Here is a 19,095-nt window from a genome sequence, read left to right on the forward strand (position 1 = left end):
GGCAAAATGTAAAAGAATCATATAAGTTATTATTTTAAGAGGATTTTATATGCAAACTTACAACATCGCAGTGTTAGCCGGAGATGGCATTGGCCCAGAAGTAATGGCACAAGCTATTAAAGTGCTTGAAGCAACTCAACAAAAATTCGGCTTTAAACTAAATTTTAATGAATACAATATCGGTGGTGCGGCCATTGATGCTCAAGGCAAAGCATTACCTGAAAACACTTTAAAAGGTTGTGAAGAAGCTGATGCGATTCTTTTTGGCTCGGTTGGTGGCCCTAAATGGACAAATTTACCGCCAGATGAACAGCCAGAGCGTGGTTCATTATTACCATTACGTAAACATTTCTCTTTATTCTGTAACTTACGCCCTGCGGCACTTTATCAAGGCTTAGAAAAATTCTGTCCACTGCGTGCAGATATCGCAGCAAAAGGTTTTGATATGGTAGTTGTACGAGAATTAACAGGCGGTATTTACTTTGGGCAGCCAAAAGGCCGAGATGGTGAAGGTGCTCAAACCCGAGCATTTGACACAGAAGTGTATTACAAATATGAAATTGAACGTATTGCACGCGTTGCTTTTGAATCGGCAATGAAACGCAAAAAGCACGTAACCTCTATTGATAAAGCAAATGTATTACAAAGCTCAATTTTATGGCGAGAAACAGTAACAGAAGTTGCAAAAGAATTCCCAGAAGTAACTTTAGAGCATATGTATATTGATAATGCGACTATGCAATTAATCAAAGCTCCAGAATCTTTTGATGTTTTATTATGTTCAAATATTTTTGGCGATATTATTTCAGATGAAGCAGCAATGATTACAGGTTCAATGGGGATGTTGCCTTCTGCAAGCTTAAACGAAAAAGGCTTCGGCTTATATGAGCCAGCAGGTGGATCAGCACCCGATATCGCAGGTAAAAATATTGCAAACCCGATTGCACAGATCTTATCAGCTGCAATGATGTTACGTTATAGTTTCAATTTAGGCGAAGCGGCAGATACGATTGAAGCAGCAATTCAAAAAGCCTTAGCAGAAGGTTATCGCACCGCAGATCTAGCAGATGAAAACACCCCTGTTTCAACTTCTGAAATGGGTGATGTGATTGCGAAAAATATTTTAGCTTAATAACGAACAAGCGGTTAAATTTAGAAAATTTTTTGCAAATTTTCCTCTTTATTTAACCGCTTGTTTTATTTTAATGATTATCCATCAATTTCTTCGCCTGTTTCATCCCATTTAAAATTCAATGCAACGGAATTTAAACAAAAGCGTAAACCTGTTGGAGCGGGGCCATCATTAAAAACGTGTCCCATATGTGAATCGCAATTTCCACAACGAATTTCTACACGATGCATTCCTAAACTATAATCATCTAAATAACGTAAAGCTGTTTCCGAGATGGTTTCATAAAAACTTGGCCATCCACAACCTGCATCAAATTTAGTATCTGAACGGAATAATTCATTATGGCATCTCGCACAACGATAAGTCCCCACTCTGTTTTCATTTAAAAGCTTACCGGTAAATGGACGCTCAGTACCGTGATTTATCAAAATATCAACTTGTTGGTCTGTTAATGCCTGAATAGGTTTAATCATTGGTTATTCTCCTCACATAAAGCAAAAATATTGTATCTGCTTTTTACTCAAAAATCGTTATAAATTTAAAAATTTGACATAGATCACAAAAAATATATCTGTTATATTGAGAGCGTTCTTTTGACTTGTCAGTAAGCTAAAAAGATGTGTTATAATTGTCACATCTTTAATTATGTACATAAAGAACAAATTTTGTTTAACTTTAATATAGGTAGAAAAATCTATGGCAATTAAAATTGGTATTAACGGCTTCGGTCGTATCGGTCGTATCGTTTTCCGTGCAGCTCAACAACGTGATGATATCGAAGTAGTAGGTATCAACGACTTAATCGATGTTGATTATATGGCGTATATGTTAAAATACGATTCAACTCACGGCCGTTTCAATGGTACTGTTGAAGTTAAAGATGGTCAATTAGTAGTAAACGGTAAAGCAATCCGTGTAACTGCTGAGCGTGATCCAGCTAACTTAAAATGGGATGAAATCGGTGTTGATATCGCAGTTGAAGCAACTGGTTTATTCTTAGACGATGCAACTGCTCGCAAACACATCACTGCAGGTGCGAAAAAAGTTGTTTTAACAGGCCCATCTAAAGATGCAACTCCTATGTTCGTTAATGGTGTAAACTTCAATGCTTACGCAGGTCAAGACATCGTTTCTAACGCTTCTTGTACTACAAACTGTTTAGCTCCATTAGCTCGTGTTGTTCACGAAACTTTCGGTATCAAAGAAGGTTTAATGACTACAGTTCACGCAACAACTGCAACTCAAAAAACTGTAGATGGTCCATCAGCTAAAGACTGGCGTGGTGGTCGTGGTGCTTCACAAAACATCATCCCTTCATCAACAGGTGCTGCAAAAGCTGTAGGTAAAGTATTACCTGCATTAAACGGTAAATTAACAGGTATGGCATTCCGTGTTCCTACACCAAACGTATCTGTTGTTGATTTAACTGTTAATTTAGAAAAACCAGCAACTTACGAAGAAATCAAACAAGCTATCAAAGACGCTGCTGAAGGTAAAACATTCAACGGCGAATTAAAAGGTGTTTTAGGTTACACAGAAGATGCTGTAGTTTCAACAGACTTCAACGGTGCAACTGAAACTTCTGTATTTGATGCAGCTGCAGGTATCGCATTAACAGATACATTCGTTAAATTAGTATCTTGGTACGACAACGAAGTTGGTTATTCAAACAAAGTTTTAGATTTAGTTGCTCACGTTTACAACTATAAAGGTTAATTAGAACCTCAAACTTTATTTTGATTTTTAAAGGATTGAATCTTACTATTAGATTCAATCCTTTTTCTTTTACTTAAAAGTAGTTTTTCTCTTAAGCTATAAATTTATCGTAATTTAGGCGTGAATTAGGCGTAATTTATATTATATCTTTCTTTTTTAAACAAATAACGGCCAATAAAAACTCAACTACTATTTGTTAATACAAAATATAACTAATTGAAAATATTAAAGAAAAGTAACTAGAGGATAAAAAAAAGCCCCTAATCAAAAACAGCGAAAAGGGGCGGAGGTCTTACCTAAGGAAATATGAAAAAAACTTGCGTAAATCTTGTTACATATACTCAGACTGTCTAAATGAACGAAAGTTCATTAAAAAATTAAAAAAATTTTTGAAGGTTCTAAGCACATTAAGATTTACTGTTGCAATGTTTATATTGACCAACTATTTTTTAAATAATTCCGTAAATTTATTATATTTCTAGTTATTTTCTTGTAGAATATTGAACGTTTATTTTCTTAAAAGCTTACAAGAAAAATTTGAGGTATTAAATGTCTAAGTTTCCAACAGTTTCGGAAATCCTATCTGGTAAAGTTGCCGTAGGTGAAGAAGTTGCAGTTCGTGGTTGGGTTCGTACCCGCCGTGATTCAAAAGCAGGTTTATCTTTTTTAGCTGTCTATGACGGTTCGTGTTTTGATCCTATCCAAGCTATCGTAAATAATGATGTCGCAAATTACCAAGATGAAGTTTTACGCTTAACAACAGGCTGTTCTGTTGTAGTAACAGGTAAAGTAGTGGAATCGCCAGCTGAAGGTCAAGCTATTGAATTACAAGCAAGCAAAGTTGAAGTTGTTGGTTGGGTAGAAGATCCAGATACTTACCCAATGGCGGCAAAACGTCATTCTATTGAATATTTACGTGAAGTTGCACACCTACGTCCTCGCACAAACTTAATCGGTGCGGTTGCCCGTGTTCGCCATTGTTTAGCACAAGCTATTCATCGTTTCTTCCACGAACAAGGTTTCTATTGGGTTGCTACTCCACTTATTACAGCTTCTGACACCGAAGGTGCGGGTGAGATGTTCCGTGTTTCAACGCTTGATTTAGAAAACTTACCTCGTACTGAAAGTGGCAAAGTCGATTTCAACCAAGACTTCTTTGGCAAAGAATCTTTCTTAACCGTATCTGGTCAGTTAAATGCAGAAACTTACGCTTGTGCATTAAGCAAAGTTTATACTTTCGGCCCGACATTCCGTGCAGAAAATTCCAATACTACTCGCCATTTAGCCGAATTCTGGATGATGGAACCTGAAGTTGCCTTTGCAGATTTAAACGATAATGCAAAATTAGCGGAAGATATGTTGAAATACGTTTTCCGTGCGGTACTTGAAGAGCGTAAAGATGATATGCAATTCTTCGCAAAACACGTTGATAAAGATGCCATTACTCGCCTAGAAAACTTTATCAATTCGCCATTTGCACAAGTAGATTACACCGATGCGATTGAGATTTTATTAAAATCAGGCAAAGAGTTTGAATTCCCAGTATCTTGGGGGATCGATCTTTCATCTGAACACGAACGCTTCTTAGCTGAAGAACACTTCAAATCACCAGTTGTTGTGAAAAACTACCCGAAAGATATTAAAGCATTCTATATGCGTTTAAATGAAGACGGCAAAACTGTTGCTGCAATGGACGTTTTAGCCCCAGGAATCGGCGAGATCATCGGTGGTTCACAACGTGAAGAGCGTTTAGATGTGTTAGATGCTCGTATGGTTGAAATGGGCTTAAACCCAGAAGATTACTGGTGGTATCGTGACTTACGTAAATACGGTACTGTACCGCACTCTGGCTTTGGCTTAGGCTTTGAGCGTTTAATCGTGTACGTAACAGGCTTACAAAACATTCGTGATGTAATTCCATTCCCACGTGCACCACGCAATGCGAATTTCTAATTTGTAAAAACGAAGTATCATCAAACCTCTAGAGCTTTCTAGAGGTTTGAATATACCCCCTCTCTTACTACTAATTGTACACTAATTTATTTCTTAACATCCTTTTCATAAAAATTTGCAAAAAACCTTGTAAATTCGACCGCTTACCATTCAAAAAAATACGTTTTTGCGGTATGATTTCACCAATTTTTTCAATGAAATTTAAGGTTAAAATTTATGCAACAGCAATATAACCCAAGTGAGATTGAACCAAAGGTTCAGCACTATTGGGCAGAAAATAAAGTTTTCAAAGCAATCAAAGATACATCTAAAGAAAAATATTATTGTCTTTCAATGTTGCCTTACCCATCAGGCAAACTGCATATGGGGCACGTGCGTAACTACACCATTGGCGATGTAGTTTCACGCTACCAACGTATGATTGGTAAAAATGTATTACAACCGATGGGCTGGGACGCATTCGGCTTGCCGGCGGAAGGGGCTGCGGTAAAAAATAATACTGCTCCGGCAAAATGGACTTACGAAAACATCGAATATATGAAAGGTCAGCTTAAAATGTTGGGCTTTTCTTACGATTGGGATCGTGAAGTAACAACTTGCCGTCCGGAATATTACAAATGGGAACAATGGTTCTTTACTGAACTTTATAACAAAGGTTTAGTGTATAAAAAGACTTCAACCGTAAACTGGTGCCCGAACGATGAAACCGTGCTTGCAAACGAGCAAGTTCACGAAGGTTGTTGCTGGCGTTGTGATACGCCTGTAGAACAGCGTGAAATCCCACAATGGTTTATCAAAATTACTGACTATGCAGAAGAATTATTAAACTGCTTAGATGATTTACCGCAATGGCCGGATCAAGTAAAAACGATGCAACGCAACTGGATCGGTCGTTCTGAAGGGGTTGAAATTACCTTTAAAATTGCAGGTTCTAACGCAACATTACCTGTTTACACCACCCGTCCGGATACTTTCTTTGGCGTAAGCTATGTAGCGGTTGCAGCGGCTCACCCATTAGCAGAATTAGCGGCAGAAAATAACCCTGAACTTGCTGAGTTTATCCGTGAAGCAAAAAACACCAAAGTGGCAGAAGCAGAACTTGCCACAATGGAGAAAAAAGGAATAGCGACAGGCTTATTTGCTATTCACCCATTAACAGGCAAAGAAGTGCCAGTTTGGGTAGCGAACTTTGTGTTAATGCACTACGGTACGGGTGCGGTAATGGCAGTGCCTGCGCACGATGAGCGTGATTTTGAATTCGCTCAAAAATACGATTTGCAAATTAACCCTGTAATTCAACCGCTTGACGGTTCAGAATGGGATTTCTCAAAAGCCGCTTATACCGAACACGGTAAATTAGTAAACTCAGCAGAATTTGACGGCTTAGAGTTTGATGCTGCATTCAATGCCATTGCCGATAAATTAGAAGCAATGAATGTGGGCAAACGTCAAGTGAATTTCCGCTTGCGTGACTGGGGTGTTTCTCGCCAACGTTATTGGGGAGCCCCAATTCCGATGATGACGACTGAAGATGGCGAAGTAGTCACTGTGCCATTAAAAGATTTACCGGTTATTCTGCCGGAAGATGTCGTAATGGACGGAGTAAAAAGCCCAATTAAAGCAGATCCGGAATGGGCGAAAACCACTTACAATGGCAAACCAGCTCTGCGTGAAACCGATACATTTGATACATTTATGGAATCCTCTTGGTATTACGCTCGTTATACCACACCAAACTTTGCTGACGGAATGTTAGATTCCGATGAAGCAAATTACTGGTTGCCGGTGGATCAGTATATCGGTGGTATTGAACACGCAACAATGCACTTACTTTACTTCCGTTTCTTCCATAAATTATTACGTGATGCTGGCATCTTAACCTCTGATGAACCTGCAACGAAATTGTTATGTCAAGGTATGGTACTGGCTGATGCGTTCTACTACACCAGCCCGACTAACGAGCGTATTTGGGTTAGCCCGACAGACGTAACCCTTGAGCGTGATGAAAAAGGTCGCATTATTAAAGCGACAGATCCTGAAGGCCGTGAGCTTGTTCACAGCGGTATGACCAAAATGTCGAAATCGAAAAACAACGGTATCGACCCACAGGAAATGGTAGAAAAATACGGTGCGGATACGGTTCGTCTATTTATGATGTTTGCCTCCCCTGCAGAAATGACCCTTGAATGGCAGGAGTCTGGTGTTGAAGGGGCAAAACGTTTCTTAGGCCGTGTGTGGAATTTAGTTTATGCCTACGCACAAAACCCAGCAACAACTGCATTAGATGTTGCCGCATTGAATAAAGCACAAAAAGAACTTCGCCGCGATGTGCATAAAACTATTGCGAAAGTGAGTGATGATATTGGTCGTCGTCAAACGTTCAATACCGCAATCGCAGCCGTGATGGAGTTAATGAATAAATTAACGAAAGCACCGCTTGAAAGCGAACAAGACCGTGCGGTAATGGCAGAAGCATTAAGTGCAGTAGTACGTATGCTTTACCCAATCACTCCGCATATCTGCTTTGAATTATGGCAAGCTCTTGGTAATGAACAGACTATCGACTTCGCCCCTTGGGTAGAGGCTGATGAAACCGCAATGGTTGAAGATGAAAAGCTAGTTGTAGTGCAAGTAAACGGTAAAGTGCGTGGTAAAGTAACAGTGCCAGCAACCTTATCAGAAGATGAAGTCAAAGCAGCAGCCAAAGCCGATGCCAATGTAGCCAAATTCTTAGACGGTCAGCAAATCGTAAAAGAAATCTACATTCCATTTAAAATGTTAAACTTTGTAGTTAAAGCTTAAATCTCCCCCTACCCCCTCTTTAATTAAAGAGGGGGAATATAAGGAAACGCTAATGTTAAAAAAATTCTCTCTACTTTTTGTTTTCGCTCTTAGTGCTTGCGGTTGGCATTTCAAAAATAATGAAGTGTTACCTGAATCACTCAGAACGCTAACATTTGAAAGTGCAGACCAACACAGTGAAATGTCTCGAATTTTACGTAATCAGCTTAAATTAAGTGATGTAAAATTGGTTCCACGTGCAGATAATGTAGCTAAATTACGCTTAGTTTCCACATCAAGCAGTAATAGAGTTGTATCTGTATTTAAACAGGCTCGTGAGGCAGAAAAAATCTTAACTTTAGATGTAGAAGCTATTGCAGATATTCCGAATAAAGGGCAATATCCGCTAACTGTTTCTGTACACCGTACATTCTTTGATGATTCTCGTGCAGCACTGGCAAAATCTGCAGAAAAAGAGATGATTATGAAAGATATGTATGAACAAGCTGCTCGCCAGCTAATTATAAAAATGGCAGGCTTAAACAAAGAGCTTTCACAAGTTAAGTAAAAAATAGTCTCTCTTTGGAATAATTATTGGGGGCATTAAATCTCCCCTAGCCCCTCTTTACTAAAGAGGGGTTCCTTTATATTAGAAGAATCACTATATGCAAAAAATCTTCCCTGAAGCAGTTCAATTTTCGTTAGAAAAAGGATTACAGCCCTTTTACTTATTAACGGGTAACGATCTTTTATTAGTGAATGAAGCTAAAGATAGTATCAACCAAACGGCTCGCCTAAATGGTTTTGATGAAAAGCAAGAAATTGATGTGAAAAATGACACAAACTGGGAAGAACTGTTTGAATCGGCTCAATCTATGGGGCTGTTTTTTGCTCGCCAAATTATTATTCTAAATCTGCCGGACTCCCCAACTACTGCACAATTTAAAAATCTAGCAGAACTTCTCGCCTTAAGCCATTCAGATTTACTCTTTGTACTGCATTTGCCAAAATTTACTAAAGCAGTGGAAAAACAGGCTTGGTTTAACCAAATTGAACCTCAGCTTGTGCAAATCAACTGCCAAACACCTGAAATTAGCAAGCTACCGCAATGGCTTAACAACCGTGCTAAAGCAATGCAATTACAAATTGAGCCGGAAGCAAACCAATTACTTTGCTATAGCTATGAAGGCAATTTACTCGCTCTTAAACAAGCGTTGCAACTGCTCCAGCTCCGTTTTACCGATGGCAATATCACACTTACCCGAGCCAAAGAAGTAGTAGAACACTCAGCTCAATTTACTCCTTTTCAATGGATTGATGCCTTATTTGAGGGGAAAACTGCCCGAGCTATTCGCATTTTACATCATCTGAAAAATGAAGATGTGCAAGCGGTAGTTTTATTGAGAATTGTGCAAAAAGAATTGGTTACTTTACTTGAAATCACCCGCAGCCCAACATCTCTACTTTCAAGTAACCAACCATTATTTATTGGTAATTTACGCACGGAATTTGACCGCTTGAAAATCTGGCAAAACCGCAGACCGTTTTACAGCCAAGTCGTACAGCGACTTAGCTATAAAAAACTTTACGCCCTTATCCAGCAACTCGCTGAATTAGAGCGTAAAATTAAACAAGAATTTAGTGATGATGTCTGGCAAGAGCTTGAACGTTTCTCCGCAAACTTTGCTTAATACTGTTCTAAATCATTGCTAAAAACTTCATCTTCCACACTGGCAATAGTATGCTTTTCTGCCGCCCAATCGCCTAAATCAATCAGCTGACAACGCTCACTACAAAACGGGCGATATTTACTCTCTTTGCTCCACACCACTTCTTTCTCACAAGTTGGGCAATTTACGATAGTTTCTGACATTTCTTTCCTTTATTTTTCTGCTAATACTAAATATTGTTTATGTAGCATTCTAACCTGATTCTGAATGTTTACTAAACCTTGTTTAAGAGGGAGATTGTTTTCAATAATATCATCTGCATAGCTTAAACGTTCTTCTCGGCTTACTTGGGCAGCCATAATGTTTTTAATGGTTTCGATTTTGCTTTTATCTCGCTTGCTCGCTCTTTCTAGCTGAATTTCAGGTAACACATCTACCACTAAAATACGGTCGCAAAATTCTGTTAATTTATTCTCAATAAGAAGCGGTACAACCCAGATAACATAAGGAGCTTTAACTTGTGATAACTGCTTTAACATTTCTTCTCTAATCGCAGGATGAAGTAAGTTATTCAGCCACATTTTTTCACTTTCATTGTTAAAAACAATTTGGCGTAATGCTGTGCGGTTTAGTTCTTGTTCAGAAGTTAGAATTTGTGAGCCAAAATGTTCTGCAATTTTTTCCAATAATGGGGAGCCTTTTTCAACCACTTGGCGAGCGACAATATCCGCATCAATAACCGGCATACCTAATTCCGCAAATAGATTGGCAATAGTTGTTTTACCGCTGCCAATACCGCCGGTTAAGCCTATTACATAAGCCATAAATATCCTTAATTTACAATATCAAATACACCTAATTTCTCTGCAAGCCCCACTTCAGATTCAATATTTTTTAAATCTATTTCAGAAATTAACTGCTCTGACAGTTTATGAATCTTATCTTGTTGTTCTTGCGGTAAACTTGCAATCAGTTCATCTAATGTTGTTAATTTCGGCATATTTTTTCCTCAAAATTAAAATATATTAATTTTATTAACTAATCTTTCCCCTTTCAAGCATAACTATAATTAACATAGCCACACTAATAAAAGGAATAAAAGGTAATTTTTCGAGTTTTTGTTTTTGAATAAGCCAATAAATCAGGTAATAACCAATGCCGAGTAAACTTGCAGCTAAAACGAACAGTAGCATTTTTTCGACTGTAAAAAGAGGCGATAGGGCAATTAACAACAACATATCGCCCGAGCCAAAGGTTTCTTTTTTAAAGATAAATTGAGAAATTCCGCCGATTCCAACGCAAAATAAAATAATGAGTAACAGAGTTTCATTATGAAAACTATTTAAGTTCTCCCATAAAACAAGCAAGAATATCAAGGCGATATAGCGAATATCCGTTAGGTAATAACAATAATCTAATACCGATAAATAACAGAGAATAATAAAAATCAGCCCAATGCCTACACTTTCAGAAAATATGGCGATGGCAGGAAAGCAGAGAAAAAACAGGTTAGCCCATTTACTCTGTTTAGGTTGTAAGCGTGATTGTGCTAAAAAGGCAGATTTGGATAATTCACTCGCAGTTAAAGAATGATACTCTTGGTAAATTTGCTGATTGGTGCGGTGAGCAAAATTCGGTATTTCCGACTTAAACCAAAATGCCAAAGCAATAGAAATTAGTACAAACATTGCTACTCCATTAGTGAGCCCATATCAAAAATCGGTAAATATAATCCAACAATAATAGTGCCGACAATGATACCCATCAGCAACATTAGCATCGGTTCTAATAATTGAGAGAGAATATCGATTTGGTAATCTAGTTTTTGCTGATACATCTCGCTGATATGCTCGCACATTTTGGCAAGGTTTCCGCTTTGTTCGCCAATATCAATCATCTGCACCACTTCTGTGCCAAAAATCGTTGGATTTATACCTTCTGAAAACTTATAACCTTTTTGCAGTAAACCCAGCATAAATTGGATCTCTTTTTGTAAAATCGGGTCATTACTTTTTTCAGATAAGAAAGCGTTTAACGCCACATCTAGCCGAATATGGGCGTTGAGCATTAAGGCGATATTTTGGCTAAAAAAGACAATTCGAGATTGAGCTAAAATTCGGTTAAAAACAGGAAGCCAACTTAATATTCTCACTTTTAACTTTGTAACCCAGTTTGTCTTTTTTGCAAAAATCACCAGAAAAATAACCGCTTGTAACAACACAATAAGCAAGGTACTCCCCTGCTCTTGTAAAAATTGAGAGAGTGAAAATAAAATTTCAGTAATTAAAGGCAAGGTTTTCTCTTTTGAACCATAAAGCTCTGCAAATTGCGGGACGATAAAAATCAATAAACCTAAGGAAAGGGAAAGCGAAATTACCAACACAATCACAGGGTAAAATAGAATCTTCTTCACTTTTTTCGCCAACTTTTCTGACTTGATGCGGCTTTCGGCAAGATTAGTTAGAATAATGCCAAGCCTGCCACTTTGCTCGCCCATTTTAATCAGTTGGATTTCTTGATTGGCAATATAACGATTTAATTTTTCAAGCGATTGCGAAAAAGAGTAACCACTTTCAATCAAGCTAATCAGCTCGCTTAACCATTGATAAAGTTTGATGTTTCGGCAATTTTGCAAAATCATCGAAAAGGCTTGCTTCAGTGGAATAGCGGAATTTACCAACAAAGCAAATTGGGATAAAAATTGGTTGATTTCATCTGTTTTCGGATTTTGGGGCAAAACAAAATTTCGACTAATTTTTATTTGTTGATAGCCTTTCGCCAATAAGGAATGCTCAAATTCTTCACGGCTTTTGGCTAACTGTTTGCCTTTCCGTTTTTGTTGAAAGCGATCTAAAGCCTGCCAGTGGTATTCATAAATTTTAACCATTGCCCAATACCCTTAAAATTTCAGCTTGACCGGTTTTTCCTTCCTCCAATTTTTCTTTTGCACTTTCTGCTAAAGTTTCAAAGTCTAAGCAAGCGGTCGTTTTTTCAAAACTTTTTGCAGATCGGCTAAATAGCTGATAGATCCCGATTCTGCCTTTGTAACCTTGGTAACAATGCTCACAACCTTTGCCACCGCATTTTTCACACAATCGACGTAATAACCGTTGGGCAATCACTAAAAGTAACGAATTTTTCAACTCATACTCTTTTATGCCTAATTGCAAAAGTCGCTCAATGGCAGAGGGAGCATTATTGGTATGCAAGGTTGAAAGCACTAAATGCCCTGTTTGAGCTGCTCGTAAAGCAATTTCGGCACTCTCTTCATCTCGAATTTCGCCTAGCATAATAATGTCAGGATCTTGCCGTAAAAAAGTGCGTAACAGTTGGCTAAAATCTAAATTGATTCCTCGGTTTACTTGGGTTTGAATAATGCCCCCGATCTCAATTTCAACGGGGTCTTCCGCCGTTAAAATGTGCTTTTCGCTACTGTTTAAATAGCTTAATGCACTATATAAGGTAATACTTTTGCCACTCCCTGTTGGACCTGTTACTAAAATTAAGCCTTGTGGTTGTTTTAAAGCATCTATCAACTTTTCTTTTTGGTTTACGTTAAAGCCTAAATCCAGAAAATCAAAGTTGGTCGGTTTATTTTTTTGCAGTCTAAGTACAATTTTTTCGCCCAAATGAGTAGGTAATGTTGAAACCCGAAAATCTAATGTTTCAGCAAGCATTGTTTTAAAATGGAACTGCCCATCTTGTGGTAAGCGAGTTTCGCTAATATCCAATTTTGCCAGCAATTTAATGCGAGAAATAATGCGACTTGTAAGGCTCTGGGGTAAGGTTTTATAGAGATGTAATACCCCATCAATTCTTAGCCTAATTGACAAATTCGCTTTTTGAGGTTCGATATGAATATCTGAGGCATTTTTCTGTAAACAGAATTTAAACAGGTTTTCTAAAATCTGAATAATCGGATCATTTTTATCTAAATGCTCCGCATCATTTATCGTCTGATAAGCTCCGTTTTCTTCATAAATTTCGGTATGGATACTATTTTGTTCTGGCGAAAGTGCATTAAGCAAAAATTTTAATTCATCGGAGGAAACCAATACCGGCTCAATTTGCTTATGAGCGATAAAGGCGAAAATCTCACAAGCATTGAGATTTTGCATATCATCAATCGCTAGCCATAAACGTTCTTCATTTTCTTTAAGCGGTACAGCCAAATATCGCAATAAAATATGTTTTTCATCACAATTCTTTTGCCATTGTTGTTCCGAAATTTCAAAAAGTTGTTGGCTACTTAACTCGGTAACTGAATATTGCATTGGGTTTCCTCTGAACTTTTAGTTAGTTGCTGAACAGAAGTTTGCTGGAAACAAGCTTGTATCTACTCCAGTACAAGTTGTTACCCAACCGATTGTAGAGGTATCCTTTTCAAATTTCGGAGTTAAAGTATAACTGTAATTCTCAAGGGAACCTTTACCTGTTACCGTAATTGCTCCGCTAGTTACCGTTACCGTATTTAAATATTTCGTTTCATTGCCTGCGGTTTTATTTGCCTGAATACCATTTGTCCCTCCAGAACAATTATCAACACCATTACTGCTATAAATACAGAGTTCCACATCCGATTTATAAGAGGCAGAAGCCTGCAACAGTTCAGACAACGCTGCTTTTTGGGTATAGGAGTTATAAGATGGAATCGCAATGGTTGCCAAAATTGCAATAATCGCAATTACAATCATCAATTCAATTAAGGTAAAGGCTTTATGAAGCGGTCGAAAAAACATTATTTTTTGCATATTTATTCCTTATTTTAAAAGTGCCTCAAAAATAGGCAAATATAGTGTGCAAATTTTTTAAACCTTGTGCGATAAGCAAAAACTTATTTTTCGACGCAGATCGAAAAAATAATATTTTCCTCTGTTTATCCATACAGTTTTTTGTTAGAATTTTCGCAAAATGAAATATTGAGGGTAAAAAATGGCAAAAGCACCGAAAACTGCTTATGTGTGTAATGATTGTGGTGCGGAATATTCACGCTGGATGGGGCAATGCCGAGAATGTAAAGCGTGGAATACCATTAGTGAAGTACGGCTAATTTCTAGCAAAGAATCAACAAAATCCGACCGCTTTAGTGGTTATGCCGGCGAAACTTCCGGTAAAGTGCAAACACTTTCTGATATTAGCTTGCAAGAAGTGCCTCGTTTTAGCAGTGGTTTTAATGAGTTAGATCGTGTACTTGGTGGTGGTGTAGTTCCTGGTTCCGCCATTTTAATTGGTGGACACCCTGGGGCAGGGAAAAGTACCCTATTACTGCAAGTGATGTGTGGTTTGGCACAGCATATTCCAACCCTTTATGTTACGGGCGAAGAATCGCTCCAACAAGTTGCAATGCGTGCTAACCGTTTAGGATTACCGACTGACAATTTAAAAATGCTATCCGAAACTTCTGTTGAGCATATCTGTAATATTGCCGACCAAGAAAAACCTAAAATAATGGTAATCGACTCTATTCAGGTTATGCATTTATCAGATATTCAATCTTCCCCAGGCAGTGTTTCTCAAGTTCGTGAATGTGCCTCATTTTTAACCCGTTACGCTAAAACTCGCCAAGTGGCGATTATTATGGTCGGTCACGTTACTAAAGATGGTACATTAGCCGGCCCGAAAGTGCTAGAACACGCTATTGATGCTTCATTACTATTAGAGGGCGAATCGGATTCTCGTTTTAGAACTCTTCGTAGCCAAAAAAACCGTTTTGGTGCGGTAAATGAATTAGGGGTGTTTGCAATGACGGAACAAGGATTGCGTGAAGTTAAAAACCCTTCCGCCATATTCCTAAGCCGTAGTGAAGAACAAACACCAGGTAGCTCAGTAATGGTACTTTGGGAAGGAACTCGTCCATTATTGGTTGAGATTCAAGCCCTAGTCGATCACTCAATGCTCGCAAATCCTCGCCGTGTGGCAGTAGGTTTAGATCATAACCGCTTATCGCTTTTACTTGCCGTTTTACACCGCCACGGTGGGCTACAAATGTCGGATCAAGATGTATTTGTGAATGTGGTTGGTGGAGTAAAAGTAACCGAAACCAGTGCCGATCTCGCCTTGATCTTAGCCCTAATTTCAAGCTTTAGAAACCGCCCGTTACCACAAGATTTAGTGGTTTTCGGCGAGGTGGGGTTAGCTGGCGAAATTCGCCCCGTTACTAGCGGGCAAGAGCGTATTAGTGAAGCAGCAAAACACGGCTTTAAACGAGCAATTATTCCGCACGGTAACGCACCGAAAAAGCCGATTAAAGGAATGGAAGTATTTACGGTAAAAAAATTAAGTGATGCGTTAGATATTCTTTATAATCTATAAATAAAAAAACCTAGTGCGTTATCCACGTACTAGGTTCTTTTAAAAGATTATGAATGAGCCACTGCTTCTGGCTTATTTCCTTTAAAAATATAATAAAGGTTAATACAAACCACTAACGTATTTAACCCAGTTACAGGGAAAGAGCCAATCAATAAGCCGTAAACCACAAAGCAGGCACAACCGAGTGAATTGACTAAACGTAGTTTAATTACATCTTTTAATAAAAAAGAACAAGCCACCAAAATCATTGCCACATAACCTAAAATCTCTACGTAATCCATAGGGTCTCCTTAAATAAAAAAATTAACTTTCTCTATTTTAAATATTCTTTTTTTATTTGTATCTAGCCCTAGAAATAGCAAAGGTTTGCGTTCACATTTTTATTTTTGATTGCTTATAAATTAAACATTAACGGCGTTTTAAAATCATAAAACGGCAACGATAGGGGTTGTTTTCATCAATTTCTGACCATTTTTCTTCACTTAGTTGCCAGTTTTCTTCATCGAATTCAAAGAAAGTATCCCCTTCAATCTCGGCTTGAATTTCGGTTAAATAGAGTTTATCTGCCTTTGGAATCACTTGTTTAAAAAGTTCTCCACCGCCAATAATCATTATTTCATCGGTATTTGCAAAATTTTTCGCTAATTCGACCGCTTGTTCTAGCGATCTTGCTGAATATGCCCCTTCAATCTCAAAACCTGAGCGAGAAAGAATAATATTCGGCCGTTTTGGTAATAGCCTGCCAATAGATTCATAGGTTTTCCGCCCCATAATCACCGGTTTTCCAACCGTATTTTGGCGGAACCACGCTAAATCCACAGGTAAATGCCACGGCATTTGGTTATCTTTACCAATTACTTTATTCTTTGTTCTGGCAACAACAATACTAATTTCCATCAAGTTTCCTTTTTTATATCTTTTAGTTTGATTTTATCTCAAATTAAACGTGATTTTAAACCTTAAAAATGATAATTTTGACAACATTATTTTTAGATTAAAGCGAATCAATTTATGTCAAAAACTATCGTCATTAAATTTGGAACAAGCACTCTCACACACGGCACAAAAAGTTTAAGCCGCCCTTATATGCTAGAGTTAGTCAAACAGATTGCCGAACTGCATAAAAACCATAAAGTTATTGTTGTTACCTCAGGGGCTGCTGCAGCTGGGCGAGATTATTTAGGGCATCCTGAACTGCCTAAAACCTTAGCCTCAAAACAGATGCTTGCGGCAGTTGGGCAAAGCCAGCTGATTAGGGTATGGGAGAATCTATTTGATATTTATGATATTCACATCGGGCAGATGCTATTAACCCGAGCGGATCTGGACGATCGTGAACGTTTTTTAAATGCTCGTGATACCCTTGATGCTCTACTGGCTCAAAAAATCATTCCCGTTATCAATGAAAATGATGCAGTTGCTACCGAAGAATTTAAGGTTGGCGATAACGACAATTTATCCGCTCTAGTAGCGATTCTTGCCCAAGCCGATCAACTTTATTTATTAACTGATCAAGAAGGTCTATTTAGTGCTGATCCGCGTTCTAATCCTAATGCAGAATTACTTTCTGTGGTGGAAAAAATCACACCGGAAATTCGCCAAATTGCAGGTGGTAGTTCAACAGGGCTAGGCACAGGGGGAATGAGTACCAAAATAACTGCTGCTGATATTGCCACCCGTTCAGGTGTGGAAACCATTATTGCCTCAGGTTCTCGCCCGAATGTATTGGTTGATTTAGCCAATGGCAAAGCAATCGGTAGTAAATTTTTAGTGCAATCTGACCGCTTGGAAGGCAGAAAACGTTGGTTATTCGCAGCACCTCAAGTGGGCGAAATCGTGGTCGATTTAGGGGCAGAAAAAGCACTTCTTCAGCACAAATCATTATTGCCGGTTGGCGTATCTGAAATTAAAGGGGAATTTACCCGTGGAGAAGTTGTAAAAATTTTCAATCAAGAAGGTAAAGCATTAGCTCTAGGAATTGCTCGTTACAGTAGCGAGGCTTTGGTTCGCATTAAGGGCAAAAAATCAAAAGAAATTGAAACCTTGTTAGGTTATGAATTTGGCTCTGTTGCCGTTCACAGTGATGAAATGGTGGTGTATTAATGGAACTTGGAGCTGATATTTTAGCCATTTTATTTGCTGTTGCAGTGCTTGCAGGCTTTATTGATGCAATGGCTGGCGGAGGTGGGTTACTCACAATTCCAGCTTTAATGTCGGTTGGCATTCCCCCTGCAATGGCATTAGGCACGAATAAATTACAAGCCTGTGGAGGCTCTTTTTCTTCATCACTTTATTTTATTCGTAAAAAAGCGGTTAATCTAAAAGAGATCGCCCTGCTTGTCATAATGACCTTTATCGGCTCTGCCGCAGGGACAATCTTTGTGCAAAGCATTGATGTGGAATTTTTAAAAACGCTACTACCCTTTTTAGTGTTAATTATCGGCTTATATTTTTTATTTAGCCCCACTGTTGGCGATGAAGACCGTAGACAACGCATTAGCTTTCCGATGTTTGCCTTTACCGCTTCTGTCGCACTGGGTTTTTATGACGGTATGTTCGGACCCGGCACCGGTTCATTTATTACCGTAGCCTTTATTTTACTGCTTGGATTTAATTTACCGAAAGCCGTTGCCCACGCAAAAATATTAAACTTTGCCTCAAATTTTGCTTCGTTAATCTTTTTTGCCCTTGGCGGTGCAATTATTTGGAAAGTCGGCTTAATTATGATGGTTGGGCAATTTATTGGTGGCACATTAGGGGCTAAAATGGTAATGACTAAAGGCAAAAAATTGGTTCGCCCAATGCTAGTCACAATGTCTTTTATTATGGTTGCCAAAATGCTCTATGAACAAGGAATTTTTAATTAAAAATGAATAAAGCAAAACGTGTTGAAATTCTCACTCGCTTACGTAATGAGAACCCGCACCCTACAACCGAATTAAATTACCGCAATCCGTTTGAATTACTGATTGCGGTAATCCTTTCTGCTCAAGCAACAGATAAGGGCGTTAATAAAGCGACAGACAAACTATTTCCTGTTGCCAATACCCCACAAGCGATTTTGGATTTAGGGTTAGACGGACTCAAAGAATATATTAAAACCATTGGTTTATATAACAGCAAGGCGGAAAATATTATTAAAACCTGCCGTGATTTAATCGAAAAGCACAACGGCGAAGTACCAGAAGACAGAGATGCCCTTGAAGCCCTTGCTGGTGTTGGCAGAAAAACCGCTAATGTGGTAATGAATACTGCATTCGGGCACCCAACTATTGCGGTGGATACTCATATCTTCCGTGTTTCTAACCGTACTAATTTTGCCCCCGGTAAAAATGTGGTTGAGGTAGAGAAAAAATTACTCAAAGTAGTGCCGGATGAATTTAAGGTAGATGTGCATCATTGGCTGATTTTACACGGTCGCTATACTTGTATTGCTCGTAAGCCCCGTTGTGGTTCCTGCATTATTGAAGATTTATGCGAATTTAAAGAAAAAACGGATTAAAACACTTTTACCACTCCAAACAGAGAAAG

20 protein-coding genes are annotated in these 19,095 nt (G+C 38.4%); 10 read left to right on the forward strand and 10 right to left on the reverse strand.

All coding sequences use genetic code 11. The features are described 5' to 3' along the window. Positions 1 to 49: 49 nt before the first annotated feature. Entirely contained in the window at positions 50 to 1,132 is a 1,083-nt protein-coding gene (gene leuB, locus PTQ27_RS00990) for a 3-isopropylmalate dehydrogenase (RefSeq protein WP_273748471.1), read from the forward strand. Positions 1,133 to 1,209: 77 nt separating this feature from the next. On the opposite strand, the gene msrB is transcribed toward leuB, so the two are convergent. Next, a complete protein-coding gene (gene msrB, locus PTQ27_RS00995) occupies positions 1,210 to 1,605 on the reverse strand; it encodes a peptide-methionine (R)-S-oxide reductase MsrB (protein ID WP_273748470.1) in 396 nt (131 codons plus the stop codon). Between the two features lie 223 nt (positions 1,606 to 1,828). Between msrB and gap the strand changes: the two genes are divergently transcribed. From gap to holA, 5 genes are all read left to right on the forward strand, one after another. Next, positions 1,829 to 2,848: a type I glyceraldehyde-3-phosphate dehydrogenase gene (gap, locus tag PTQ27_RS01000; RefSeq protein ID WP_273748469.1), complete on the forward strand. Its 1,020-nt coding sequence runs from the start codon at positions 1,829 to 1,831 to the stop codon at positions 2,846 to 2,848. 549 nt (positions 2,849 to 3,397) lie between these two features. Further along, positions 3,398 to 4,801: an asparagine--tRNA ligase gene (asnS, locus tag PTQ27_RS01005; protein ID WP_273748468.1), complete on the forward strand. Its 1,404-nt coding sequence runs from the start codon at positions 3,398 to 3,400 to the stop codon at positions 4,799 to 4,801. Positions 4,802 to 5,017: 216 nt separating this feature from the next. Next, positions 5,018 to 7,603, forward strand: a complete 2,586-nt coding sequence (gene leuS / locus PTQ27_RS01010; RefSeq protein WP_273748467.1) for a leucine--tRNA ligase — start codon at positions 5,018 to 5,020, stop codon at positions 7,601 to 7,603. Positions 7,604 to 7,655: 52 nt separating this feature from the next. After that, positions 7,656 to 8,150 carry an LPS-assembly lipoprotein LptE gene (locus PTQ27_RS01015; protein ID WP_273748466.1) on the forward strand — a complete coding sequence of 165 codons (495 nt, stop codon included), beginning with the start codon at positions 7,656 to 7,658 and terminating at the stop codon, positions 8,148 to 8,150. 97 nt (positions 8,151 to 8,247) lie between these two features. Next, entirely contained in the window at positions 8,248 to 9,273 is a 1,026-nt protein-coding gene (gene holA / locus PTQ27_RS01020; protein ID WP_273748465.1) for a DNA polymerase III subunit delta, read from the forward strand. Here the strand turns inward: holA and yacG are convergent. From yacG to ppdD, 7 genes are read right to left on the reverse strand one after another with little or no spacing between them, the layout of a single operon-like run. Beyond that, positions 9,270 to 9,455 (reverse strand): DNA gyrase inhibitor YacG, encoded by a 186-nt coding sequence (yacG, locus tag PTQ27_RS01025; protein ID WP_273748464.1) that lies wholly within the window; start codon positions 9,453 to 9,455, stop codon positions 9,270 to 9,272. The two genes, holA and yacG, sit on opposite strands and share 4 nt — an antisense overlap. Before the next feature lie 9 nt (positions 9,456 to 9,464). Continuing rightward, on the reverse strand, positions 9,465 to 10,076 hold the full coding sequence (gene coaE, locus PTQ27_RS01030) for a dephospho-CoA kinase (RefSeq protein ID WP_273748463.1): 612 nt from the start codon (positions 10,074 to 10,076) through the stop codon (positions 9,465 to 9,467). Positions 10,077 to 10,084: 8 nt separating this feature from the next. Then, entirely contained in the window at positions 10,085 to 10,252 is a 168-nt protein-coding gene (locus PTQ27_RS01035) for a hypothetical protein (protein WP_273748462.1), read from the reverse strand. A gap of 34 nt (positions 10,253 to 10,286) precedes the next feature. Beyond that, the gene (locus PTQ27_RS01040; protein ID WP_273748461.1) at positions 10,287 to 10,940 is read right to left on the reverse strand and encodes a prepilin peptidase; all 654 of its coding nucleotides are present in this window, start codon (positions 10,938 to 10,940) and stop codon (positions 10,287 to 10,289) included. Between the two features lie 2 nt (positions 10,941 to 10,942). Then, on the reverse strand, positions 10,943 to 12,139 hold the full coding sequence (locus PTQ27_RS01045) for a type II secretion system F family protein (RefSeq protein WP_273748460.1): 1,197 nt from the start codon (positions 12,137 to 12,139) through the stop codon (positions 10,943 to 10,945). After that, on the reverse strand, positions 12,132 to 13,526 hold the full coding sequence (locus PTQ27_RS01050) for a GspE/PulE family protein (protein ID WP_273748459.1): 1,395 nt from the start codon (positions 13,524 to 13,526) through the stop codon (positions 12,132 to 12,134). Before PTQ27_RS01050 ends, PTQ27_RS01045 begins: the two co-directional genes overlap by 8 nt. Before the next feature lie 18 nt (positions 13,527 to 13,544). Then, on the reverse strand, positions 13,545 to 14,003 hold the full coding sequence (ppdD, locus tag PTQ27_RS01055) for a prepilin peptidase-dependent pilin (protein ID WP_273748458.1): 459 nt from the start codon (positions 14,001 to 14,003) through the stop codon (positions 13,545 to 13,547). A gap of 181 nt (positions 14,004 to 14,184) precedes the next feature. Here ppdD and radA point away from each other — a divergent pair, with 181 nt between their 5' ends. Next, positions 14,185 to 15,564, forward strand: a complete 1,380-nt coding sequence (gene radA / locus PTQ27_RS01060; protein ID WP_273748457.1) for a DNA repair protein RadA — start codon at positions 14,185 to 14,187, stop codon at positions 15,562 to 15,564. A 47-nt stretch (positions 15,565 to 15,611) separates the two neighbouring features. Here the strand turns inward: radA and PTQ27_RS01065 are convergent, their stop codons facing one another. Both PTQ27_RS01065 and folA read right to left on the reverse strand, forming a co-directional pair. Continuing rightward, positions 15,612 to 15,845: a YgjV family protein gene (locus tag PTQ27_RS01065; protein ID WP_273748456.1), complete on the reverse strand. Its 234-nt coding sequence runs from the start codon at positions 15,843 to 15,845 to the stop codon at positions 15,612 to 15,614. A gap of 127 nt (positions 15,846 to 15,972) precedes the next feature. Beyond that, positions 15,973 to 16,461, reverse strand: coding sequence for a type 3 dihydrofolate reductase (gene folA / locus PTQ27_RS01070; protein ID WP_273748455.1), 489 nt, complete (start codon positions 16,459 to 16,461; stop codon positions 15,973 to 15,975). Positions 16,462 to 16,575: 114 nt separating this feature from the next. Here folA and proB point away from each other — a divergent pair, with 114 nt between their 5' ends. From proB to nth, 3 genes are read left to right on the forward strand one after another with little or no spacing between them, the layout of a single operon-like run. Then, the gene (proB, locus tag PTQ27_RS01075) at positions 16,576 to 17,667 is read left to right on the forward strand and encodes a glutamate 5-kinase (protein WP_273748454.1); all 1,092 of its coding nucleotides are present in this window, start codon (positions 16,576 to 16,578) and stop codon (positions 17,665 to 17,667) included. Then, positions 17,667 to 18,431 (forward strand): TSUP family transporter, encoded by a 765-nt coding sequence (locus tag PTQ27_RS01080; RefSeq protein ID WP_273748453.1) that lies wholly within the window; start codon positions 17,667 to 17,669, stop codon positions 18,429 to 18,431. Before proB ends, PTQ27_RS01080 begins: the two co-directional genes overlap by 1 nt. Before the next feature lie 2 nt (positions 18,432 to 18,433). Then, complete coding sequence (gene nth / locus PTQ27_RS01085; protein ID WP_273748452.1) at positions 18,434 to 19,066, forward strand: endonuclease III; 633 nt, start codon at positions 18,434 to 18,436, stop codon at positions 19,064 to 19,066. Positions 19,067 to 19,095 lie beyond the last annotated feature (29 nt).

Origin of the sequence: Mannheimia cairinae (assembly GCF_028649535.1) — a bacterium.
Classification (GTDB): domain Bacteria; phylum Pseudomonadota; class Gammaproteobacteria; order Enterobacterales; family Pasteurellaceae; genus Mannheimia; species Mannheimia cairinae.